20 protein-coding genes and 1 pseudogene are annotated in these 24,316 nt (G+C 36.0%); 9 read left to right on the top strand and 12 right to left on the bottom strand.

All coding sequences use genetic code 11. From position 1 onward, the window contains the following. Nucleotides 1-21: 21 nt before the first annotated feature. Both modC and bioB read right to left on the bottom strand, forming a co-directional pair. Nucleotides 22-708, bottom strand: a pseudogene (gene modC / locus BN1226_RS00760) (molybdenum ABC transporter ATP-binding protein); the annotation flags it as partial. A 9-nt stretch (nucleotides 709-717) separates the two neighbouring features. Then, nucleotides 718-1,800: a biotin synthase BioB gene (gene bioB / locus BN1226_RS00755; RefSeq protein ID WP_044469598.1), complete on the bottom strand. Its 1,083-nt coding sequence runs from the start codon at nucleotides 1,798-1,800 to the stop codon at nucleotides 718-720. A gap of 462 nt (nucleotides 1,801-2,262) precedes the next feature. On the opposite strand from bioB, the gene BN1226_RS00750 reads away from it, so the two are divergent. From BN1226_RS00750 to BN1226_RS00740, 3 genes are all read left to right on the top strand, one after another. Then, nucleotides 2,263-2,574, top strand: a complete 312-nt coding sequence (locus BN1226_RS00750; protein WP_044469597.1) for an ElaB/YgaM/YqjD family protein — start codon at nucleotides 2,263-2,265, stop codon at nucleotides 2,572-2,574. A gap of 81 nt (nucleotides 2,575-2,655) precedes the next feature. After that, nucleotides 2,656-3,054, top strand: a complete 399-nt coding sequence (locus BN1226_RS00745; protein ID WP_420835333.1) for a phage holin family protein — start codon at nucleotides 2,656-2,658, stop codon at nucleotides 3,052-3,054. A gap of 3 nt (nucleotides 3,055-3,057) precedes the next feature. Next, a complete protein-coding gene (locus BN1226_RS00740) occupies nucleotides 3,058-3,351 on the top strand; it encodes a hypothetical protein (RefSeq protein ID WP_044469595.1) in 294 nt (97 codons plus the stop codon). A gap of 49 nt (nucleotides 3,352-3,400) precedes the next feature. Here BN1226_RS00740 and BN1226_RS00735 read toward each other — a convergent pair whose 3' ends face one another. Beyond that, entirely contained in the window at nucleotides 3,401-4,174 is a 774-nt protein-coding gene (locus BN1226_RS00735; RefSeq protein WP_044469594.1) for an alpha/beta hydrolase, read from the bottom strand. Between the two features lie 203 nt (nucleotides 4,175-4,377). Between BN1226_RS00735 and BN1226_RS00730 the strand changes: the two genes are divergently transcribed. From BN1226_RS00730 to BN1226_RS00715, 4 genes are read left to right on the top strand one after another with little or no spacing between them, the layout of a single operon-like run. After that, the gene (locus BN1226_RS00730; protein WP_044469593.1) at nucleotides 4,378-5,016 is read left to right on the top strand and encodes a helix-turn-helix transcriptional regulator; all 639 of its coding nucleotides are present in this window, start codon (nucleotides 4,378-4,380) and stop codon (nucleotides 5,014-5,016) included. Further along, on the top strand, nucleotides 5,016-5,384 hold the full coding sequence (locus tag BN1226_RS00725) for a RidA family protein (RefSeq protein WP_044469592.1): 369 nt from the start codon (nucleotides 5,016-5,018) through the stop codon (nucleotides 5,382-5,384). The genes BN1226_RS00730 and BN1226_RS00725 overlap by 1 nt, the downstream gene beginning before the upstream one ends. Nucleotides 5,385-5,393: 9 nt before the next feature. Further along, nucleotides 5,394-6,488, top strand: a complete 1,095-nt coding sequence (locus BN1226_RS00720; RefSeq protein WP_044469591.1) for a threonine synthase — start codon at nucleotides 5,394-5,396, stop codon at nucleotides 6,486-6,488. A gap of 10 nt (nucleotides 6,489-6,498) precedes the next feature. Next, a complete protein-coding gene (locus tag BN1226_RS00715) occupies nucleotides 6,499-6,984 on the top strand; it encodes a YbaK/prolyl-tRNA synthetase associated domain-containing protein (RefSeq protein ID WP_044469590.1) in 486 nt (161 codons plus the stop codon). A gap of 82 nt (nucleotides 6,985-7,066) precedes the next feature. Here BN1226_RS00715 and BN1226_RS00710 read toward each other — a convergent pair whose 3' ends face one another. Further along, nucleotides 7,067-9,403, bottom strand: coding sequence for a Tex family protein (locus BN1226_RS00710; RefSeq protein WP_044469589.1), 2,337 nt, complete (start codon nucleotides 9,401-9,403; stop codon nucleotides 7,067-7,069). 124 nt (nucleotides 9,404-9,527) lie between these two features. On the opposite strand from BN1226_RS00710, the gene greB reads away from it, so the two are divergent. Next, a complete protein-coding gene (gene greB, locus BN1226_RS00705) occupies nucleotides 9,528-10,004 on the top strand; it encodes a transcription elongation factor GreB (RefSeq protein WP_044469588.1) in 477 nt (158 codons plus the stop codon). Nucleotides 10,005-10,058: 54 nt separating this feature from the next. On the opposite strand, the gene nadE is transcribed toward greB, so the two are convergent. The 4 genes from nadE to BN1226_RS00685 form a co-directional block, all read right to left on the bottom strand. Then, on the bottom strand, nucleotides 10,059-10,814 hold the full coding sequence (gene nadE / locus BN1226_RS00700) for an NAD(+) synthase (RefSeq protein WP_044469587.1): 756 nt from the start codon (nucleotides 10,812-10,814) through the stop codon (nucleotides 10,059-10,061). Further along, nucleotides 10,811-12,250, bottom strand: coding sequence for a nicotinate phosphoribosyltransferase (locus BN1226_RS00695; RefSeq protein ID WP_044469586.1), 1,440 nt, complete (start codon nucleotides 12,248-12,250; stop codon nucleotides 10,811-10,813). Before BN1226_RS00695 ends, nadE begins: the two co-directional genes overlap by 4 nt. Nucleotides 12,251-12,520: 270 nt before the next feature. Then, on the bottom strand, nucleotides 12,521-15,676 hold the full coding sequence (locus BN1226_RS00690) for a TonB-dependent hemoglobin/transferrin/lactoferrin family receptor (protein ID WP_052506664.1): 3,156 nt from the start codon (nucleotides 15,674-15,676) through the stop codon (nucleotides 12,521-12,523). Between the two features lie 374 nt (nucleotides 15,677-16,050). Further along, nucleotides 16,051-17,346: an NAD(P)/FAD-dependent oxidoreductase gene (locus tag BN1226_RS00685; RefSeq protein WP_044469585.1), complete on the bottom strand. Its 1,296-nt coding sequence runs from the start codon at nucleotides 17,344-17,346 to the stop codon at nucleotides 16,051-16,053. Nucleotides 17,347-17,567: 221 nt separating this feature from the next. Here BN1226_RS00685 and BN1226_RS00680 point away from each other — a divergent pair, with 221 nt between their 5' ends. Further along, the gene (locus tag BN1226_RS00680; RefSeq protein ID WP_044469584.1) at nucleotides 17,568-18,620 is read left to right on the top strand and encodes an ABC transporter substrate-binding protein; all 1,053 of its coding nucleotides are present in this window, start codon (nucleotides 17,568-17,570) and stop codon (nucleotides 18,618-18,620) included. Nucleotides 18,621-18,745: 125 nt separating this feature from the next. Here the strand turns inward: BN1226_RS00680 and BN1226_RS00675 are convergent, their stop codons facing one another. The 4 genes from BN1226_RS00675 to ilvA form a co-directional block, all read right to left on the bottom strand. Continuing rightward, nucleotides 18,746-20,002, bottom strand: a complete 1,257-nt coding sequence (locus BN1226_RS00675; RefSeq protein ID WP_044469583.1) for a NupC/NupG family nucleoside CNT transporter — start codon at nucleotides 20,000-20,002, stop codon at nucleotides 18,746-18,748. Between the two features lie 19 nt (nucleotides 20,003-20,021). Then, the gene (locus BN1226_RS00670; RefSeq protein WP_044469582.1) at nucleotides 20,022-20,810 is read right to left on the bottom strand and encodes a 4Fe-4S cluster-binding domain-containing protein; all 789 of its coding nucleotides are present in this window, start codon (nucleotides 20,808-20,810) and stop codon (nucleotides 20,022-20,024) included. Between the two features lie 11 nt (nucleotides 20,811-20,821). Beyond that, nucleotides 20,822-22,363: a YjjI family glycine radical enzyme gene (locus tag BN1226_RS00665; RefSeq protein WP_005760747.1), complete on the bottom strand. Its 1,542-nt coding sequence runs from the start codon at nucleotides 22,361-22,363 to the stop codon at nucleotides 20,822-20,824. Nucleotides 22,364-22,737: 374 nt separating this feature from the next. Then, complete coding sequence (gene ilvA / locus BN1226_RS00660) at nucleotides 22,738-24,285, bottom strand: threonine ammonia-lyase, biosynthetic (protein ID WP_044469665.1); 1,548 nt, start codon at nucleotides 24,283-24,285, stop codon at nucleotides 22,738-22,740. Between the last annotated feature and the right edge of the window lie 31 nt (nucleotides 24,286-24,316).

Raw genomic sequence — 24,316 nt, 5'->3', positions numbered from 1 at the left:
CCTACCGCAGTTTTATGCTATAGATGAGTTTATCCAAGGTGAAAATACTGGACTTTCAAGAATATTATCTAATTCATCATAGGCAATCACGTTACCTTGCTCCAATAAGATAACTCGCTGTGCTAAAGCTTTCAGCTCTTCCAAACTATGAGTGACATATAAAATAGGAATTTCGATTTCTTTAGAAAGTTTTTGTAGATAATGCATTAACTCGAGCTTGCGAGGTGCATCTAAAGCCGATAAAGGCTCATCCATCAATAGCATATCAGGAGCGGTTAATAAAGCACGTCCAATGGCAACTCGCTGTTTTTCACCACCAGATAAAGTCATAGGATAACGTTTTAGCAAGGCTTCAATGCCTAATAATTGAACTATCCGTTCAAAATTTTCTCCATGAGCTTTAGGCATTCCATAACGTAAATTGCCTTTTACGGTGTAATGAGGAAATAGGCGAGCATCTTGAAAAACATAGCCCATTTTACGCTGATGAATGGGTAAATCCATTTTTTGTGAAATATCCACTAAGGTTTTTCCATTTAGCCGTATATAACCTTGATCTGGCGTCAATAAACCACTGACTAAATTAATTAATGAAGATTTTCCCGAACCTGATAAACCAAATAATGCCGTTACCCCTTGCGATGGAATCATGATATTCGCTTGTAAATGCATTTCACCAAGTTGCTTTTCTACATTGATTTCTAACATTCCTTCATCCTACTTGGATCGATTAATCGTAGGTATTATGCCTTGCTTATAGTAAGTTGTAAAATTAGATTTATAACGATTATGGAGAGGAGTGAGTTTACTTCGGCGATCATCCCCTAATTCAAGATCAAAACCTAAAGATTTTATCATTTTTTTATCACTATCAATGGTATCGCCTTGCGTCGTAAGAAAATTACCCGTTAAAGCAGAATTTATCCCACTTTTTAATGCAGTTTTTACCTCTGAACCTAAATTATTGCGTCCTCCAGCAAAACGCAAATAGGCTTTTGGCAATAAAAATCGATAAATCGCAATAGAACGTAAAATTTCTTCAGTTGTTAGAGGTGGTGCATTTTCTAGCGGTGTACCTTTAATTGGTGTCAAGATATTAATTGGCACGCTGGTTACGCCAAGCGAACGTAGTTCTAGTGCCATGTCAATACGATCTTCCATATTTTCACCTAAACCAAAAATTCCCCCACTACATATATCCATGCCCACCGCAAGTGCATTTTTACAAGTTTGTACACGATCTTCATAAGTATGAGTCGTACAAATTTTGGCATAAAATCGTCGAGAAGATTCTAAATTATGATGGTAAGTTTGCACGCCACTTGCTTTTAATTGTTTGAGAGCAGGCACATCAGCTAAACCCAGTGAAGCACAAAGATGCAGTGATGTTTTATCTTCTAAAGCTTCATAAATAGCACAATATTTATTCAAATCTCGGCTATTTTCTTTAATACCTCGCCCACTTGCAACTAATGAAAAACGATGGGTATCTTCTGCTTCATGAGATTGTGCGAACTGTAAAACGGCTTCTTGACTGAGCACATCATAAGTTTCACAATCCGTTTCAAATCTGGCTGACTGTGCACAATAACTACAATTTTCAGGACAACGCCCTGATTTCACATTAATAATGCTACAAAGGTTAAATTTTTTCCCACAAAGCTGTTCACGAATTTCATTTGCAGCGTGACAAAGTGCCTGCAATGGGGCATGTAAAGCTAGTTCTAACGCATCTTGCTTATTCAATTCTTCACCTTGAATAATACGATTTTTAACTGCTTCTATATCTAAAATGGTCATATAAATTTCCTTTTACAATCATCATTTACAATATATCAAGATCATACTATGTAACATATTTTTAACAAAATAAAATTTCAAAAAGTTATTACTTAGCACTTAATTTTTTCTTCATAATATCATTTCTAATAATCATTCCACATCATACCAGTTATTATAAGTATATAAATTAATTACTAAATTTTATTTTTTATGGAATTAATACTACAAATTCCGAGAAGAAGATAACGAAATAAATCAATAAAAACGGATTAAATAAGACTTAAAAATTTAAATTTATCTTCTCTTAAAAATCATTATATTGATAGGAAAAACAAATTGTTTTATATGCTATTTCACATTTTTCTTACACAAATTTGACATTTTTATTTAAATGTGTATGCTGAAAGTGAGCTTAAAATTTAGTTTATAGCTCCAAAATATTTTTGCTTTATCCCTTAAATTTAAACCAAGGAGGATATTATGAGCAAAGACTTAGATGCAAAACGTGAAGAGTTAACCAATGAAATCAAAGAAATCTTAAAAAGTGCAGAAGCACTTTTAGATGAAAAAAGTGAAACCTCTACAACAGAGCTAAAACGACTCAGAACGCAATTAAACAAACAAATTGATGATGTCAAAGGACAGCTTTCAAATTTAAAAGAAGAAACCGTTGAAAGTGCAAAACAAGTAGTAAAACAAACAGATATACTTGTTCAAGAAAATCCATATAAAGCTATTGGTGTAGCTGGTGTGGTTGGACTATTACTTGGTGTATTAATTAGCAGAAGATAGTCCCTAATAATCTAACAGATGGCTACCTCTCATTTTGATGTAGCCTATTGTTCTTCTTATTATGAGGGCATCACTATGCACATGTTACAAAATTTAAAATCAGGAATTAAAAACAGCGCATTTACGCTACTTGAGCTGGCACAAGTTCGTCTTGAAATGGCTCGTATTGAATTAAATGAGCAAAAAAATCAACTTATATTAACATTAGCATTAGTGTTATTGTCTTCTATTTTCTTACTCATCTCTTTTATTAGCTTATTATTTGGCTTAAATACTATCCTCTCCGAAGAACAAAAAGTTTGGGTGTTTTTCTTGATTAGTGGTATTGGCATCCTATTCGTCTTTATTTTGGGTGGCATCGTAATGTCATCATTAAAAAAACAACGACATTTCATGAAAGCCACATTACAAGAAGTAAAATTAGATATTGAAGCGATGAAAAAAGCCACGCAATTGAAACAAGATAATATTAAGGAGTAAGTTATGGAATCTCGCCCGCTTAATGAAAAAGAATTACTGATTTTGAAAGGTAATGCTTTACGCATGAAATTCCAAGCACAAACCCAACAAACTAAGCGTGAAATAATGCAACCTCTAAAAATCACAAAAGAAACCAGTATCGCTTTACTGGCTTCTCCAGTGGTAAAAACATTTGCGTTGAATGTGCTAGGCAAACACTTACTGACAAAAAAAGGATTAATATATTCTGTATTAGGTCTCAGTACTTTATTGGCATTAGGAAACAAAAAAGATCATCAGTATAAAGAATCCCATTGATGACCTGAAATTTTTTCAAAATCTACCGCACTTTTAAGAAAAAGAGCAATCAACCATGCCCAGAATTAATATTTCCCAAAAAATCTACAGCTTTTCCAATAGCTAAGTCCATCAATTTTGGGTTAGAGAAGGGGTGATCTGCACCTTCTATCGCAACAAGTTCAATCACATTATTTTCAGCAAATTCTTGCGATATGCTCAACGCCACCATTTCATCATCTGTACCATGTAAAATTAATATATCATCGGCATAATCCAGATAATCGTTTTTGCTGATATCACCTTGTTCCAGTTCGTCGAAAAAATCCTTACTAATTTTCATTTTACGTTCAAATCCCAACATCACTTCCTTGCCTTTAGCGAGTTTATTCCGTTCCTCATCAGACAAATTGTCTATCAAAGTACGAAATATTTTAATCGCAGGGGCACGTAAAACAATTTTATGAAAGGGGTTGCCATTTTCAGCAATATACTTCAATGCCAAATAACCACCAAAACTGGTTGCATAAACATCAAGGTTTTTAGCATTAAGTTTAGTGGTAGCATAATTGATCACTAATTGTAGATAGACTAAACAATCTGCCACTGATAGCTTCTTACGAGCATCAGTTCCATGACAAGGTAAATCAAAGGCAAGTGCTGCATAAGTTTTATATTTTGAAATCAAACGTTCACCAAATTTTGTGTTTGATTTTAAATCTTTAGATGAACCAAAACCATGTAAAACAATCACTACATTCTCAATGTGCTGAATATCTTTTTCAAAATATAACTTACAGCGAACGCTTAATCCTTGCTCATTAATATCAAATAGTTTTTCCATGTTGAGTTTCTTTTACGGTATAACAATTTATCATAAATGATACCGTTATTATTCTAAATATCAAATGCCATTAATCATCTCTCTTCCTCTTTGAAGCTAGATACCAACAATACTTTTTACTTATATAAGTTTTTCTATTTTACTATTGATAATATATAATTTATTCTATATCATAGAATAAATTATACATCATAGAGGAATATATGATCCCTAAATTAATCCCTTATATCTCAATGGCAGATATGCTAGTAGAAACATTTGGTAAAAGTTGCGAGGTTGTATTACATGATCTTACCAATCCAGAACATTCTGTCATATATGTCGCAGGTCATGTGACTAATCGCCAACTTGGGCAAAATTTTGACCATTTAGTCACTCAAGTAATTATGTCAGATCGTCTAAAAAACAATTTTGTGGCAAATTACTATTTTGAAAGCCAAGGCAAGCTTATTCGCTCTTCTACACAACTTATTTTCGATGAAGATAGCACCCCTCAAGCAGAACCTAAATTAATTGGTGCCTTATGTATCAATATCGATACCACACCAATTACGACTCAAATTGCCTATTTTAATGAATTTTTACCAAATCTAAATCCACCTCAACAAGTAAAACATGAAGAAATGCCACTTTCAGCAATGATGAACCGTTTAATCGAAAGTGTAATGGGAGATGAACTTCCACAAATGATGAGCCGTGATGAGAAAATCGAAAAAGTCCGTTTTATGGAAGAAAAAGGCGTATTCTTAATGAAAGGTGGTATTGAAAAAGTAGCAGAAAAACTAGGCGTAAACAAAGTAACAATTTACAGTTATTTAGATGAACTTAAAGGAAAACGCTAATGAAAATTATCCTTCCCAATCAAAGTAAAGGACACTATAGTCCTGCCGTAGAATCCAATGGAATGCTATATGTATCTGGACAATTACCAATAAATGAGTCTGGAGAAATTAAAGGCGATATTGCTGACCAAACCCGTCAGGCATTGCAAAACTTGGCAACTGTATTACATGCCGCAGGTGTTAACAAAAACGATGTTGTACAATGCCGTTTATACATTCCCGATGTATCTTACTGGGATACTGTTAACCAAGAATATGCTGCCTTTTTTGGTACACACAAACCTGCTCGCACCATTGTTCCCTGTGGAATCTTACATTACAACGCATTAATTGAAATTGATGCAATTGCTGAAATATCAGTTAACTAGGAGAAGAATATGAAATTGATCTGTGCAAAATGCAATAAAACTGAAGATATTTCAACTCGTCTTGCAAAATGCGAATGTGGTGGGCTATGGAAACTAGATTTCCAGCCACCAAAATTCTCACTTAACGAAATTGACAAAAACGAATGGAGTCTATTCCGTTATCGCAAATTTATGGCATTACAAGACGAAACCTGGCGCTCAATTTCACTTGGTGAAGGGATGACACCAATTGTACGTTTAGATGATAATGTCTTATTAAAAATGGATTATTTTATGCCAACCTTATCATTCAAAGACCGAGGTGCGGTAGTATTGATAAGCCATTGTAAATCTATTGGTGTAGATAGCGTTGCACAAGATAGTAGTGGAAATGCAGGCAATAGTATAGCGGCTTATTCAGCAAAAGCAGGGATCCAATGTGAAATTTTTGTTCCTGAAGGCACATCTCCCAAAAAAATCAATATGATCCAAGCACATGGTGCAAAAGTAAATATTGTACCCGGTAGCCGTGACCATTGCGCTGACATCTGCCGAGCTAAGGTAGAACAAGAAGGCGTATATTATGCCAACCATGTTTATAATCCATTTTTTTACGAAGGAACAAAAACTTATATCTATGAAACCTTTGAACAACTTGGCAGAATACCACAACATATTGTTGTACCTGTAGGTAATGGCACATTATTTCTTGGTGTAATAAAAGGTTTAGAACATTTATTGGAAAGTGGCGTAATCAGTCAATTCCCAACTATTATTGCATTGCAAAGTGAATTCTGTGATCCATTATTACAAGCAAATAAACAGGCCAAAAAGACTGCGGTTAAGGTAGATGTAAAACCAACTATCGCTGAAGGTATCGCAATCGGTCAACCAATGCGTTCAGAAGAAATTTTAGACTATGCAGAAAAATACCCAATACATTTTATTCATGCTCCTGAAGATAAAATTTTAGCAGCTCGTCAACAATTAGCATTAAAAGGGATTTACTGCGAACACACGACTGCCGCAAATTATGCTGCTTATTTACACTATTGCGAACTTTATGGTGATACACCAGATTGCTTAATAACCATGTGTGGTGCAGGTTTAAAATCAGATCACTAAGGAATATCATATGTCTGAACAAATTTTTCAAAAACTAACCGCACTTTTAAATCAACAGCAAGCACGCTACCGAGTAGTAGAACACCCAACAGCAGGTAAATCAGAAGAAGTAGCGAAAATCAGAGGCACAGAATTAGGGCAAGGCGCAAAAGCCCTTGTGTGTAAAATAAAAGGGAATGGCGTAAAGCAAACAGTACTTGCTATTCTGCCAGCAGATCGTCAAGCTGATTTGAGCAAAATTGCTGAGTACTTAGGAGGCACAAAAGCCTCACTTGCAAGCCCCGCGGAAGTAACCGAATTGACTGATTGCGTATTTGGCGCTATCCCACCTTTTAGCTTTCATGAAAGTTTAATGTTGATAGCTGATCCAAGTTTGCTAGAACGTTACGACGAACTCGCTTTTAATGCAGGCACTTTAGAACGTTCTATCATTTTAAATACGGAAGATTATGGAAAAATTGTGAAACCGACACTAGTGCAATTTGCTAAACAATAATGTTTATTGTAAATAATATCAGCAATACATATGGATTGTGAGTTAAACAATCCATATGAATACCATCGCCTTGTAAAAAAGCTTATTTTTTCCAGTTTTTCAACGCATCTGCAAAAGCATTATTAGCGAACCTTTGGTTATTACCTAGAGCACGTTCTTGGCGTTGTGTATTTGTACGTGATTGACTATCATTTTGGCGAGATTTAACCGATAAAGTGCGGTCAGATTTTTCAGAATTTTTTACCGCACTTTCATCTAAACGCATGGTTAAGGCAATACGACGACGTGCCACATCCACTTCCAATACTTTTACCTTCACCACATCACCGGTTTTCACTACTTGATGAGGATCTTCCACAAATTTATCGGAAAGTGACGAAATATGCACTAAGCCATCTTGATGAACACCGATATCCACAAAGGCACCAAAGTTAGTCACGTTAGTAATCGTGCCTTCTAGAATCATACCTGGTTTTAAGTCCGTGATATCTTCTACACCGTCCATAAAGGTAGCTGTTTTAAATTCACCACGTGGGTCACGACCTGGTTTTTCAAGTTCTTTAAAAATATCCTGAACCGTTGGCAAACCAAATTGTTCATCAGTAAATTGTTTTGCATCAAGCTGACGAACTGCATTGGCATTGCCCATTAAATCTTGAATAGATTGTTCGGTGGCTTGTAGGATTTTTTCTACCACAGCATAAGCTTCAGGGTGAACACCAGAAGCATCTAGTGGATTTTTACCATCAACAATGCGCATAAAGCCAGCACATTGTTCAAAAGCTTTTGGTCCTAAACGTGGTACTTTTAGAAGCTGTTGGCGACTATCAAAACGACCATTTTCATCTCGATAATCTACAATATTTTGTGCAAGCACTTTGCTCATACCCGCCACACGAGTTAATAAGGGGGCAGAAGCCGTGTTAATATCGACACCTACGGCATTTACACAATCCTCTACCACTGCATCAAGCTTACGAGCTAATTGAGTTTGGTTCACATCATGTTGATATTGCCCCACGCCAATTGCTTTGGGTTCAATTTTCACTAGCTCTGCAAGGGGATCTTGTAAACGACGAGCAATTGAAACTGCACCTCGTAAAGAGACATCTAATTCAGGAAATTCTGTTGCAGCAAATTCAGAAGCAGAATAAACCGATGCTCCAGCTTCGCTGACAACCACAGTTTGTGCGGTCCAATCTGAGGATTGTTTTAACACATCTTTAGCAAAGCGTTCAGTTTCACGAGAAGCGGTACCATTACCAATAGCGATTAACTCAGCCTGATATTTTTTCCCTAATTGATAGAGTGAAATCATAGCTTCATTCATACGGCCTGTATGTGGATAAATGGTGTCTGTTGCTAATAATTTACCCGTGTTATCCACCACTGCAACCTTAACTCCTGTACGTAAACCCGGATCAAGACCAATAGTCGTTTTCGCACCCGCAGGAGCTGCCATTAAAAGTGCAGTCAGATTTCGAGCAAAAACATCAATTGCCTCATCTTCTGCTTTATCACGTAATGCTCCCATCAAATCGGTTTCTAAATGCAGTGATACTTTAATTTTCCATGTCCAAGCTATCACTTGTTCACGCCATTTATCCGCAGGCTGATTGCTTAAATGTACTGCTAAATGTTCACGAATAATTTCTTCACAATAGCTATGACGACTGCCTTCCTCAGCATCAGGATCGGCATTTAGACTAAGTTGTAAAATTCCCTCATTGCGTCCACGAAACATAGCTAATGCTCGATGCGATGGCACATTTTTTAGCAATTCTTGATGATCAAAATAATCTTGGAATTTTGCACCTTCAGTTTCTTTGCCTTCAATTACTTTGGAAACAATCACCGCATTTTTTTGCAAATATTGACGAACTTTTGCCAATAATTCTGCATCTTCCGCAAAACGTTCCATCAAAATATAACGTGCGCCATCTAATGCAACTTTACTATCTATTACGCCTTTATCTGCATCAATATAACCTTCTGCTGCTTGTTCAGGATCGCAACTAGGCTCAGTCCATAATAAATCTGCTAAAGGTTCAAGCCCAGCTTCAATAGCGGCTTGACCTTTAGTACGACGTTTGGGTTTATAAGGTAAATATAAATCTTCTAATTCATTTTTACTTTGTGTGGTATTAATTTTATCACGCAATTCATCCGTTAATTTACCTTGCTCATTGATAGATTTCAGGATAGTTTGGCGGCGCTCTTCCAATTCACGTAAATAAATTAAACGTGTTTCAAAATGACGTAATTGGGTATCATCTAACCCCCCCGTCACCTCTTTACGATAACGTGCAATAAATGGAATTGTATTACCATCATCAAGTAATTGAATAGCGGCTAAAATTTGTTGAGGTTGAACCGTGAGTTCTGTTGCAATAATTTGACTAATTTGTTGGTTTAACATCGTATTTCTAATATTTCCATGTTACAAAATTGTGCATAGCATACTGGTTTTATCTGAGTGGCTCAAATATTTATTAAAATTCAGGTATAATTGACCGCACTTTTATAGGGAATTGATCAATATTATGGCTAAATCCAATTACATTACTCGAGCAGGCTGGAATGTACTCGACCAAGAACTGAAATATTTATGGAAAGATGAACGGCCTAAAGTTACACAAGCGGTATCTGAAGCTGCAGCAATGGGGGATCGCAGTGAAAATGCCGAATATATTTATGGTAAACGTCGTTTACGTGAAATTGATCGCCGAGTTCGCTTTCTCTCTAAGCGTTTAGAAGTGTTGCAGATTGTAGATTATCATCCCAAACAAGAGGGCAAAGTGTTCTTTGGCGCTTGGATTGAATTAGAAAATGAAGAAGGCGAAGTGAAACAATATCGCATTGTTGGTTGTGATGAGTTTGATCCTGCTAAAAACTGGATTTCTATTGATTCGCCCGTTGCTCGAGCATTAATTGGAAAACAAATAGATGATGAAGTGCGAGTAGAAATACCTTCAGGAAAGGTGATATTGTATGTAAATAAGATTTGGTATGAAAAATAATTCTTAGTCAGAATCATAAAAAAGTCCCTAGGAAACAAGGGACATTTTTATCATTTATTTACCTTTAAACTCATCTAAACCCATGGGTTTTGGGGGTGACATGCGTTTATGATGTGATCGATTATGCCAAAATTGGATTTGTTTTAAGGCTTGTTCACTCACAGGTTCACCACGCAAATAAGCATCAATTTCTGCATAGGTCACGCCCATTTCACCTTCATCGGTTTGACCTTCCCATAAGCCTGCACTCGGCTTTTTCTCTAATACTGATTTAGGCACACCAAGATAACGCCCTAATTCAAACACTTGTTCCTTGCGTAACTCTGCTAAAGGTAACACATCCGCCGCACCATCGCCAAACTTGGTAAAATATCCTGTTAGTATTTCCGCTGCATTATCTGTGCCTAATACGATAGAACGATGACTTTGTGCCGTGGTAAACAAAGCAATCATACGTAAACGAGCCATTAAGTTGCCTTTGAGTACGTTTACACGTTCAGGCTCTGCATATAAGGCAGGTTGTAATTGTGCCATAATCAAATCATACCAAGGTGCAATGGAAATAATTTGCCCAGAAACTCCCGCACTTTTTAAGACGGCTTGCGCATCATTTACATCTTCTTGACTGCTCACCGCTGCGGGTAAAACTAAGGCTTGAATTGGGGCATTGGTACGTGCTAATAAATGCAAACACACCGCACTATCAATACCACCACTCACGCCTAAAGTATAACCATCCATGCCATAAAGTTCTGTCCGTTGGTTTTCTAACCAGGCGACTAAATAATCTACATAAGCTGCTGTTTTCATTTTTGTTTACCTGAATGTTTTTTAATAAGCTCTTGTTTTAATGTCCAGAGTTCTTGTGATAAATCCACATAATAACCATGAGGTTTTTCTAGCCGTCTCACTTCTTCCCATAAAGATTGAATTTCTTGCTGACAGTAAGTTCGGATGGCTTCTAAAGTGGGAAAATCAATCATTCTCTTGCCTTGACTAAACCACTGTAAGAGTTTTTGTTCCGCAACAAAATCGGTGACTTGCTTAGTTTTCCAAGTATATTCAGGGTCAAATAAGCGATAAGGTTGACCGCCTTCAATCATTTCATCATGTAAAGTGATCACATCAGCAATCGCTTTATGATTTTTATCATATAAACGCCATAAATTTTTAAACCCAGGAGTTGTAGTTTTTTGCAAGGTCTCGCTTAATTTAATTTTAGGGATAAGCTTTCCATCTTTTTCTAAAGCAACAATTTTATACACACCACCAAATACAGGTTCGCTTTTCGCTGTAATTAAACGCTCACCGACACCGAAATTATCAATTTTCGCGCCCTGTGATAATAAGTCTTTAATTGAATATTCATCTAGAGAATTGGAAACGGTAATTTGCGTTTCGGTTAAACCTGCCTCATCTAACATTTTACGTGCTTGAATACTTAGGTAAGCTAAGTCACCACTATCAATACGAATGCCTTTTAGAGAATAGCCAAGAGGAGCTAAATATTCTTTATGAACTCTTATTGCATTAGGAATGCCTTGTTTTAAGGTATCATAAGTATCTACTAACAATATGCTATTATCAGGATAATCTTTTACATATTGTAAAAAAGCGTCGTATTCATGATTAAAACTTTGCACATAAGCGTGTGCCATCGTACCTAATGAGGGAATACCACAGATAAAATCACTATACACATTTGATGTGCCATTTATCCCCGCAATATAAGCCGCTCTTGCACCATAATGCGCTGCATCTCCACCATGTGCACGTCTTGCCCCGAGTTCGAAAACTTTACGCCCTTGTGCCACACTCACAATACGAGCTGCTTTGGTCGCAATTAACGTTTGATGATTAAGGGTAAATAACAAAAAGGCTTCAATCAATGCACAATGGATAATGGGCGCACGGATAATGACTAAAGGTTCATGTGGAAAAACTACCGTGCCTTCTTTAACCGCCCAAACATCACCACGAAACTGGAATTGCTTGAGATAATCAAGAAAACTTTCGGAAAAGAGATTTTTATGACGTAAAAAATCAATTTCTTGAGCGGTGAAACGCAATTGCTCAAGATAAGAGAGGACTTGTTCTAAACCTGCAAATACGGCATAACCACCTTCATCAGGTACGCGGCGAAAGAAATAATCAAAGTAAGCCATTTCATCTTTTCTACCTTGCTCAAAATAACTGTTCGCCATGGTGAGGGCATAAAAATCCATCATCAATGCGCTATTTTGCATAGCACCTCCTTAGCACGTATATTTATTTTATGAGAACATATAGTTAATACGCTAAATTAAAGCATATACGCTACATTAAACCTTAATAGTAAAAATAAATCAATTTATTATTATACAAAAATAGAATTATGCTCCGGACTAAAAAGAGCAGAAAATGGCCTTAGCTCATAAGTTAATGAATCAACATGTTACGGATATAAATTAAAAAGCCATTTGAAATAACATTCCAAATGGCTTATATAAACTGCGGTCTCTTTTTCTAAAATTTTATTAGAAAGTTATCTCTGCACTTAAGCGGAAATTACGGCCTGGTGAATAAAAACGATTTATTCCCGCACCTGTATTTTGATTAATCAAATTAGAGGTACCGAACGGTTTAATGGAACGAATTGAATCCCAAGTTGCGTATTTTTGGTTGGTTAAATTATATAATCCCGCTTGTAAAGTAAGATTCTTAATTGGTTTTACAAAACTGACGACATCAAATAAAGTATATGCATCACTACGCCATTTCATATAACTGTTCGCAGCCTGCTGTTCGCCGTGATAACGGTTATAGGTGTCTTTTTCTTTTTTATGACTTACATGAGTCATATAAAAATCCACACCAAAATAATTATCTGGATGAACATAACTTAAATTAATTACCGAAGTTGGTGGCTGAATTGCATTCATCGGAATATAACCATCCGTTGGGCGATATTTGTCAATGTTTGGATCATATGCCATTTTGCCTTTTTGGTAAGTAAATTTATAACCTACACTAAAACCTGTTAATCTTGGTGTAATTTCACCTAGCAATAATTTACTTTGTAATTCAAAACCCGTCACTTTGGCACTTGGTCTATTCACATTTTTATACAATGGATAACCAAGACCGCGCCCACTTAATTGACGACAACCATTTTCACCACTACGACATTTAAAGGCTAAATCAATGTAGTTGTTATAATCTGTACGAAACACGCTTGCCATTAAATAACCAAAAGGTTTATAGAAAGTAAAGGCTAATTCTTTGGTTTTCGCAGTTTCTGCTTCTAAGTCTCTATTCGGTTCAATAGAGAAATCAGGGTGCAAGAAGGTGAAATAAATTTCATCACCAGCAGGGGCTCGGAAGCCTTTGCTATATTTTGCTTGAATTTTTAACCAATCTAATGGATCGAGGGTTAACCCCAATGAATAAGAACTAGCAGAAAATTTCTTCCGCTTCGCAATTTCACGAATATTGGCATTGGCATTTGCTGTTCTTAAGGTATCATTTGCAGGATCGGTATAGTTTAAACGATTAAAATTCGGTTCTCTTGTATATAAATCATTGACCATGCCATCAGGAATTTTTGGTGTCACCCCTGGAATATATTCAGGTGAATGTTTAATTCGGTCATAACGATATGCCCAATCAAAACCCCAATATTGATTTACTTGAGCATCATCAGCAAAATACAATGCCACGGTTTTGGTTTTCACTGGAATCAAGAAAGAGTAGGTATTGCGATTATTACAGAGAGAATTATATTTATCTGTACTATTTTGGCAATCAGTTGGATAAAGCGCCCACCAGCCTTTAGTAATGACGCTATCACCTGAATGATTCACCATTTCTTTTTTCGAGTTAGACCATAACCCACCATAAGATAAATTATGTTCTGTACTACCTATTTGAAGATATTTCGTCAGATCTAGATTAACTTGTTGAGTCATGGTATTTAAATCACGTTCTGTCCAAATATTTTCTAAATAACCTTTTCCAACAGGCAGGATTAAACTTGGTGCAGTATCTGCACTCTCTTCATTTTGAGCAGTAATTTTAGCCACTTTCTCTCCAGAAGCTAAGGTTTCTACGGTAAAAGGCAAGTGTTTAATCGTGCCATCTGATCCAAATGCTTCAACCGTATCTTTTTGACAATTTACTCCTCCAGCCTGATCACAGGCTAAAATTAAAGAGGTATAAGTGGAATTAAATTGAACTGGGCTAAATTGAAGCGCATCATCTTTATATGTCTTACCATTGATGGTCAAATGCTTATCCGCTGGAGCAGTTTCTTTACTTTGAGTTACTTCATATTTAATGATACCTTCACCTTTTTCATTAACGGGTAACGCTTCATAAGATACTTGTTTTGTATTATATTGTTTTTTTAAGAGTTCTTGATATGCACTAATTTCAGAACGTAATCCGAAATGCCAATAGCGATCACGGCTCGTTGCTTTAAACACTTTTTCTACAACGGTCGTTTCTTTCTTTATAACTGCAGGTGTATTTTTATATTCTACAGGTTTATTATCATTGCCAACTAATTGATTATTTTCATTAAAATGTAAACCTAACGGGTTACTAAATCCTTGGCAATTGGTATTACCATCGCAATAATCATCTGTTCTCGCACGTGTGCGGATATGTTGGTTAGAATAAGCTACCCGTAGTGTGTCATAGAAAGGATTGCTTGAATAATTTTCGTAAACAAATGAATAATTTTTACGTTTTACTTGATCATTGGTATGGCGCAATTCTTTTTCGATACAATGCGCATCCTTACAATCTTTGATGAGATTAGAACTTTTTAAGGTATAAGAAAAATCATGCCCTTTTGAGGTGGCATCATATAAATCTGCGGCAACGGTTAAGCGGTTATTTTCATTCGGTTGAAATGATAATTTAAGTAATGTACTTTCTAGTTTACGACGATAAGGATCGGCTTTTTCTCGTTGTCTTCCTTGAACATTGCCATCATAATAACGATAGCCATAGTTTTCTTCTTCATGGCCTTTACGCTCTGTGCGAACCACAAGAAAATCAAACCATTTATAGCGCCCTGCGGCGGTAAAGGTATTGAGGTTTTGATTAGAGGCTGACTGATAACCACGTTTATAAGAGAAGTGATAATTCTTTTCTGTTAAAAAATCACGTGCATCCTTAGTTTCGAAAACCACAGAACCCCCTAATGCTCCACTACCTGCTTTAATAGAATTCGCCCCTTTATGAATGGTAACTTGTTTTAATGTTTCTATTTCTGCACTATTACGGGTGTTATTAAAGTTGCCATAACCTTCAAATAATTCTTTAAAGCCTTGAGATGAAATGGTTTCCGCTTGTGTTAAGCCATCAATTTGAATGGCAACACGGTTTTCTTCTACACCGCGCACCGCAAAACCGCTTTGCCCAAAACGCCCAGCTTCTACCACTGTAACGCCTGGATCATAACGTACTAAATCTTTGGCATCACCAACTTGTTGTTTTGCCAAGGTTTTTGCGGTTTTTACGGTTTCACCCACTTTATGAGATTGTACTTCATCATGTATGGATTGTGCTTCGGCAGAAACTTGAATGGTATCTAAACTTGTTGAAGTGCTATGGTCTGCATAGCTAAATTGACAATAACTGAATATGCATAATGTAATTGTTGAAAGTTTACCCTTCATCAACATAAATAATTCCTTTTAACGCTTTTTAAATTCCATTTAGTTATATTTAAATATAACGATTCTCAATATCACTATTAATTATCGATACTAATCATATGTATTTATAAAAATAAGGCAAGAAATGTTATAAGAAATCATTCAAATCGTGATCTTAATCACAAAAACAATGGGAACTTTTTAAAAGTGCGGTAAAAAAATTAAAAATTTTTTTATTCATTTTATCTATAAGATTTTATTAAATAGAACTAGAGTTTATATAAAAAGAAGAAAAAGAACCGTGAAATCTAGCTATTATTAATCAATTGATAAATAAAAAACCTTATTAATCAAACTAATAAGGTTTTTATTCACTGTTTAAGGTTGAAAAACACACAACACTAGCGATATTTATCTAATAATTTGTAGTATTTCACACCAATTTTAGTAGCGAGATTTTTTATTATGCGTCCGCCATAAATAGAAGGTACTTTTAAGCTTTCAAAAACAGAAAAACGTGTATCATCACCCTCAATTGCTTCTGCAATCACACGTCCTGCAATTCCCGTTAAAGCAACGCCATGACCAGAGTAACCATGAGCATAAAAAACATTTGGCGAAATACGACCAAAACAAGGTTTTGAGTTTATAGTCATATCAATGGGGCCCGCCCAACCATAATCAATTTTGACATTTTCTAATTGTGGGAAGACATGTAGCATATTTTGTCTCATGACCTGCACCATATCCACATTAGTACTAGAGTCACTACCAAATAATAAACGATTATCCGCACTTAAACGGTAATAATCTAATAAAAGATTGTTATCACACACTGACATACCATTATTAATAACACTATCAGCTAAGGATGGCGATAAAGGCTCAGTAGCAATAATAAAACTTTCAACTGGAAGAATTTTTCGTGCCGTACCATGTTGAATACGATAAGGTAAATCAGCCACATAAGCATTCGTAGCAATAACCACATTAGCCGCAGTGACAACTCCTCGATCTGTTTTAACCACCACTTTTGATGGGCTAATCTCTAAATCAATTACAGGAGATTGTTCATAGATTTGTACGCCAAGATCTAAACAAGCTTTAGCCAAACCTAAGCAATAATTGAGAGGGTGTAAATGACCTGAATTGGTGTCATATAATCCACCCACATAAATATCACTACCAAGATGTTGCTGAAGTTGAGCTTTATCCCATAGTTGCATATTGCTATAGCCAAAAGTTTCATGGCTGGCTTTTTCAATAGCAATCAAATCATCCATACGGCGATTATTTAACGCCAGGGTTGCATAACCTTTTTTCCAATCACATTGAATGTTATATTTCGCCACTCGCTCATCGATAATATCGATAGCTTCTAAAGACATTTCCCATAATTTGCGAGTTTGCTCCAAACCGAGTTCTTTCACATATTCATCAATACCATCTTCAAAGCCATTAATTGCTTGCCCACCGCTTCGACCTGAAGCACCAAAGCCAATACGAGCCCCCTCTAACACAATAACCGTTTTACCACGCTCAGCGAGTTCTAATGCAGCGGAAAGCCCACCAAACCCCGCACCGATCACACAAACATCAGCCAATTGATGATCCGTTAATGCAGGCTGCTTAATGTCTTGATTACGAGAATCATAATAATAAGTTTTGATGTGTTCTTGATGTGCAAATTCCAACATAAAGTCATATTCTCCATAAATTTTGCGGCAATCTTACTATCCTCTGATCAGATGTCAATCAATAGCTCATAAATTAGGGGCATAAACAGGTAAAGTATGCTATAGTTCGCCGCGATTTTACTCTAGATCGGTAAAAATCCGATTTATTATGTTTTAGAGAACAGAGAGTAGGAGAAATTAAAAAATTTTTATTTTGGTTACCGCACTATAAGGGCATTTAAATGACAAAACAATTCACTCGTTCAATCCGAGCATGGCTTGTAACTGCAGCAACGTTTTTCTCAACTTCCCTCTTTGCAGCTCAAGAAGAGTTGTATATCTATAACTGGACAGACTATATTCCATCAGATTTAGTCGCCGAATTTACCCAAGAAACTGGTATTAAAGTCAACTATTCAACTTTTGAAAGCAATGAAGAAATGTTTTCAAAACTGAAATTAATGGCTGATAAACCAGGATACGATTTAGTTTTTCCTTCAAGTTACTACATCAGTAAAATGATAAAAGAGAATATGCTTGCTCCAATTGATCAGAGTAAATTGAAAAATGTTAAACAAATCCCAACCAACTTATTACATAAAGATTTTGATCCTGAAAATAAATTTTCCTTACCTTACGTTTATGGTCTAACGGGTATTGCCGTAAATACTTCGGTAATTGATCCAAAACAAATCACCAGCTGGGGCGATTTATGGAAAGAACAATTTAAAGGTAAAGTGTTATTAACTGCTGATTCACGTGAGGTGTTCCACATCGCTTTATTATTAGATGGAAAATCTCCTAACACACAAAGTGAAGATGAAATTAAAACGGCTTATGAACGATTAACTAAAATTTTACCAAATGTTGCCGCATTTAATTCAGATACGCCTGAATTGCCTTATATTCAAGGCGAAGTTGATTTAGGGATGATTTGGAATGGTTCTGCTTATATGGCAGCTAAAGAAAACCCTGATATTAAATTTATCTATCCAAAAGAAGGCGCAATTTTCTGGATGGATAACTATGCGATTCCTAAAAATGCACGTAATATTGAGGGTGCACATAAATTTATCGACTTTATGTTACGCCCTGAACATGCCAAAGTGATTATAGAAAGAATGGGATTCTCAATGCCAAATGAAGGTGTAAAAGCTTTATTAAGTGCTGAAAATGCAAATAATCCTTTACTCTTTCCACCTGCAACAGAAATTGAAAAAGGTATTTTTCAATCAGATGTGGGCAATGCAACAGAGATTTATGAAAAATATTGGAATCAATTAAAAACTAATTAACTTCTCGATAAAGAAACTATTCTTACCTCTCGATAACGAAAAAGTGCGGTAACAATTTTAAAAATTATTACCGCACTTTTATCTTTATCTAAACTTGGATCTTATTAATTCTGATTATGCTTTCATTAACCTAATGCAGCACCACTTAAACCAATAAAGATACCAGCAATAGTTGCACTCATTAAATTCGCTAAAGTACCTGCAATAACTGATTTTAATCCAAGACGAGCGATATCTGAACGACGATTAGGCGCCATACTACCAATACCACCGATGAGAATCGCTATCGCACTAAAGTTAGAGAAACCACATAATGCAAAGGTAATAATTGCTTTAGTTTTATCACTTAATTGTACAATGGCATCAGGTTGCAAATATTTTGCAAATTCAAGGTAACCAACAAACTCATTTACCGCTAATTTCATACCAATCATTTGGCCAGCAATATCTGCATCTTGCCATGGCACACCAATCACAAAGGCTAATGGTTGGAAGAGATAGCCAAGTAAAATTTGCAACGTTAAATCTTCATAACCGAACCAACTACCAATGCCTCCAATTAAACCATTAAGAAGAGCAATAACTGCAATAAAAGCAATTAACATACCACCAACATTAATAGCTAATGTGACGCCTGAACTTGCGCCATTTGCCAAAGCTTCAACAATATTGTTTGGTTTTTCTAACTCAATATTATCATCTACTTCACTCACCAACTTTTCAGTTTGTGGATACATTAATTTCGCAAACAACAAGCCCGCGGGTGCTGCCATAAAAGATGCTGCAATAAGATAAGTGAGAGGAACGCCCATTCCTGCATAACCTGCCATTACTGAACCTGCGATAGAAGCTGTCCCACCAACCATAATTGCAAAAAGTTCAGATGCAGTCATACGACTAATGTAAGGCTTAACGACTAAAGGCGCTTCAGTTTGCCCAACGAAGATATTGGCGGCAGCTGACATAGACTCGGCTTTTGAAGTTCCTAATACTTTTTGTAAAGCCCCACCAATAATTTTGATTACCCATTGCATCACACCGATATAATAGAGCATTGAAATTAATGCAGAAAAGAAAATAATAATAGGCAATACTTTCACTGCAAAAACAAAGCCAATGCTGCTATTAGTTGGATCGGCTAAATTACCAAACACAAAAGAAATCCCTTCATTACCGTAATTGATCACTTTGCTTACGCCGTTAGCCGTTGCAAGCAATGCATCTCGTCCTGCGGGTACATAAAGAATCAGTGCTGCAAATCCGATTTGGATAGCTAATGCACCAAATACAGTACGAAAATTAATCGCTCGACGATTATTTGATAATAATGCACCGAGGGCAAGTAGAACGAAAATACCGATAACGCTGATCAATATATCCATATATGGTCTCCATAAGTAATTAATAAATAGTAGTGATTTTTCTAATTCCACACTGTTTAGCAAAAGTGGCTAACTGATCTGTCTGTTCAATAGTAGGCACAAAAGGCTTCAGCCCTTCTTCATCCCTTGCCCCTTTAGTATGTACTCGAATAATTTTGAGTAATACATGAGGATATGGAGTGAGTAAATTTGCCACTTTTTGAATCAAATGATGCGCATCATAAAAGTCGTTTAGGTAGACTAAACGCACCTCTTCTACTTTACCGAGCGGTAATAATTGCGATAAATTTTGTAAATTGCGAGCCAAATTTTCAGGTTTCATACGTTCAAGGGTTGGAATAACTTGGATGGGCACTTTGCCTTGCTGATTTTTGCGATCAAAACAAAGGCTTTGTAAACCAATACCATCTCCTTTTAAATCAAATAGGAATTTATCCGTCACCTCAATGAGTGGTTTAATAACCTCATACTCAAAAAAGCCACTGCTATCAAGATAGCAAGTTAGCCCTTGCTGATGAAGGGCTTCAAATAATGGCACTAATTTTTTGTGATGGATGGTTGGCTCGCCACCTGAAACGGTAACACCTCGAATAAAGGGAACAGCCTCCATCACTTGATCGTATAAATATTGTAAGCTGACTTGTTTCGCCTCCTCCGTATGACGAGGAATCGTTTCTGGATTATGGCAATAAAGGCAATTCAGCTTACAACCTTGTAGAAAAATGCTTGTGCGATTTCCTTGTCCTTCCACATTGGAAAAAGGAATAATACGATGTAGTGGCACAAAAATGTCCGAAAGTGCGGTCATTATGTGCTCAATTATTTCGCATTCACATTTTCTTCGTCACGCAATTGACGATCGAATACTTTCGCACAATCATCAGTACCCGCACCATACCAAGTAGTATCACGTAATACTGCTTCGCCTTTACGATAACGTTCTACCTCGCTTTTCTTCACGAGATAACCTGTTACACGAATCAAATCAGTATTTTTTAGGTAGGTTGTAATATAGCGATAACCTTGTGCAAAAGAACCATCAATAATATCAACCACAGCATCTAAGTGATCCGTGTAAGTTTGATCGAAAGCAAATAAATCACCTGTACCAGATGGGAAATATTTGTGGAATGGTGCAGATTGTTTTAAATGCGCTAATAATGTCGGCTCTTGACCAACACGAATACGGTGGGCAGGTGTATTGAGTTTATCTTCTTCATGATTATTAGCACCGACTTGAGCATGTAACAAATATTGATTATTGGTGCGTTCAACATAAAGTCCTTTGTGAGCATCATTGAGGGATTGCAACTTATCCATGATTAAGGTTGCCATTTCATCACCACGTTTGCTTTGTCCAAAGGTTTCATCCAAACCCTCTTGTTTAAGAAGGTGATTAACTGCATCAGCAAGCCCAACAATAGCAATCATACTAGTAAAGTTAGTACGCTTAATAAAACCTTCTTGCACTAAGAAGCTACTTTCGAAGAAATTACTTTGTTCTACTAAGAATTTATGACGTTTATCCATAGTAGAAAGGGCTAGATTTGCCACTTTAGGTAATAATTCATTGACCATTTCATCTAAACTTGAACAAGCACGTCCAATGGTTCCTAAACGTAAACGCGTTAAAGTATAAGCGCCGCCACATTCTGGTAACGCATTATAGCAACTAGCAATACCATATTCTTCGCCTAAATCTTGAGTATAGTAAGCATCATTAGCAAAAGATGGTTTAGAAACTAGCAAGCAAGCTTTTGCTGCAAGTTCAGCAAATTCACGGGAAGTTTTTTGTTTATCATAACGAATGGACATATTTGGTGTGGTATTTTCTAGCTCAATTACGGCTTTTAAAATTAAGCGACCCGCTTTGGTATCATAAGGACCAACATTAGCATGGCAGAATGAATCTGCAATGGTTTTATCAATATGATTTAAGAAACGTTTGATTTTGATGTAATCTTGCTCTTCATCGGTGATAAACGGGTCAAGCAATACATCTAGGCGGCCAATATAAACAGGGAAAGTTGTGATGGATGGAACATGTGAATAAATAATTAATAAACCATCTAAGGCTTCATCTAAATTAGTTGGAGGAGGTAAATCTAGAAATTTACAACCTTTTTTCATATAAACATTATAGTCAGGAAGAATATAACGAGGACGATAAATCGCATAACCCTCATTTAAATCACAAATCATTTGATTTTCAATATATTCCCATTCTTCTTTTGTATAGCCGAGTAATTCAATTGGATTAAATAAACGTTCAGCAATATTTCCTAAACTCATTAATTTTTGTTGATAGGTTAAATTTTTTGCTTTTACCACATCAAGAATATCTTGTAACGAAGCTTGCATAGTGGAATCTCCTTAATTAGCTTTCTGGTCGTGTAGTTGTATCTAAATTGTTCTTTAATTACTGTGACATAGATCACATTTTTAGGTCTTTATATATCAAGCGAATAACGCAAACGATTACTTCACTTCACAAATATAATCGAACTCAAAATCTGCAAAAATTCGCTTGTTTATATGACTACTTATTTTCCCAGATTAGCGCGCTATGATAACAAATATGTTTGTATAATGCTTGTGCTAATTGATTAATATTTTGGAATTATTCAGAATAAAATGATGATAGTTACTATAAATACGCATAAAAAATCTATGCCTTAGGTTGCTATAATAGTAGTAACCTAAGGCACAGAACATTTTTTATATTATAAAAATAATTAACTTAGGAAATAGCGATAAGCCTTACTATGGGAAACATCCTGATAAACATAGCCTAATTCAGTTAATGCTTGTTGAAAAGCATGAATCTCATGTTCTAATAATTGAAAGCCTGCAAGAATATTTCCATAATCTGCCCCATGAGCTCGATAATGGAACAATGAAATATTCCATCTTGTTCCTAGAATTTCTAGAAATTTCAACAAAGCACCTTTTTGTTCAGGAAACTCAAAACTATATAAATGTTCATTAGCCGCTTGAGAAACACGCCCGCCCATCATATAACGAACATGAGTTTTTGCAATATCGTCATCTGACATATCTTCTACGTTATAACCTTGTTGGCTAAGTTCTTTTACTAATTCCACTTTCTCCGCTTCATTGGCTGTGCGAACCCCAACAAACATACAAGCATCTTTTTGTTGTTCTGAATAACGATAACTAAATTCGGTTACTGCACGATCACCTAATAATTTACGAAAAGCAAGGAAACTTCCTGCTTTTTCAGGCATAGTTACCGCTAATAAAGCTTCGTGATTTTCACCAATTTCACAACGTTCTGATACATAACGCAACGTATGGAAATTTAGGTTTGCACCTGAAAGAATTACAGCAACATTTTTACCTTCAATATTATGCTGTTTAAGATATTTTTTCGCTCCAGCAATGCTAAGTGAACCTGAAGGCTCTGACACGGCACGCACATTTTCAAAAGCATCTTTCATCGCCGCACAAATTTCATCGTTATCCACGAGTACCACATCATCAAGATTTTTTTGTAATACACGGAAGGTTTCATCACCAATACGTTTAACTGCAACACCATCTGCGAATAAGCCCACATGCGTTAAATTAGTTGGCTGACCGCTCTCTAAAGCAGCTTTTAAACAAGCTGAATCTTTTGATTCTACGCCAATGACCTTAATTTCTGGACAAAACTGTTTAAGTAATACGGCAACCCCAGCAGCCAAACCACCACCACCGACTTGTACAAAGACATAATCCAATTCTGAATTTTGTTGGAGCATTTCCATGGCAAGAGTACCTTGACCAGCAATGACTAAAGGGTGATCAAAAGGGGGAATAAAGGTCATTTTTTTAGTGTCGGAAAGCTCAATAGCTTTAGCTTTCGCTTCATCAAAGTTAGCACCGTATAATAATACTTCACCACCAAAACCACGCACAGCATCAACTTTAATACTTGGGGTATTTTGTGGCATCACAATTAAGGCTTTAACCCCCATTTTACTTGCAGAAAGTGCCACACCTTGTGCATGATTACCAGCCGAAGCAGTAATTACCCCAGCTTGTTTTTGTGCTTCTGTTAAACTTGAAATCATGGCGTAAGCACCACGTAATTTAAAACTATTAACTGGTTGACGGTCTTCACGTTTAATCCAAATCTGATTATTTAAGCGTGCAGATAATTTTTCCATTTTTTGTAGCGGCGTAACTACTGCCGCTTCATAAACTTTTGAGCCAAGTTTAACAATAGCGTTCACATATTCGCTATTACTAGGTTGAGGATTACTTAATAAATTTTTCATTTCAATATAGCCTTTAAAATTCATAAATCTC

The sequence above is a fragment of the Mannheimia massilioguelmaensis genome, from assembly GCF_000940515.1.
GTDB lineage: Bacteria > Pseudomonadota > Gammaproteobacteria > Enterobacterales > Pasteurellaceae > Basfia > Basfia bettyae.
The sequence above is the reverse complement of the archived record's forward strand: the minus strand, read 5'-3'. Positions and strand labels throughout refer to the sequence as shown.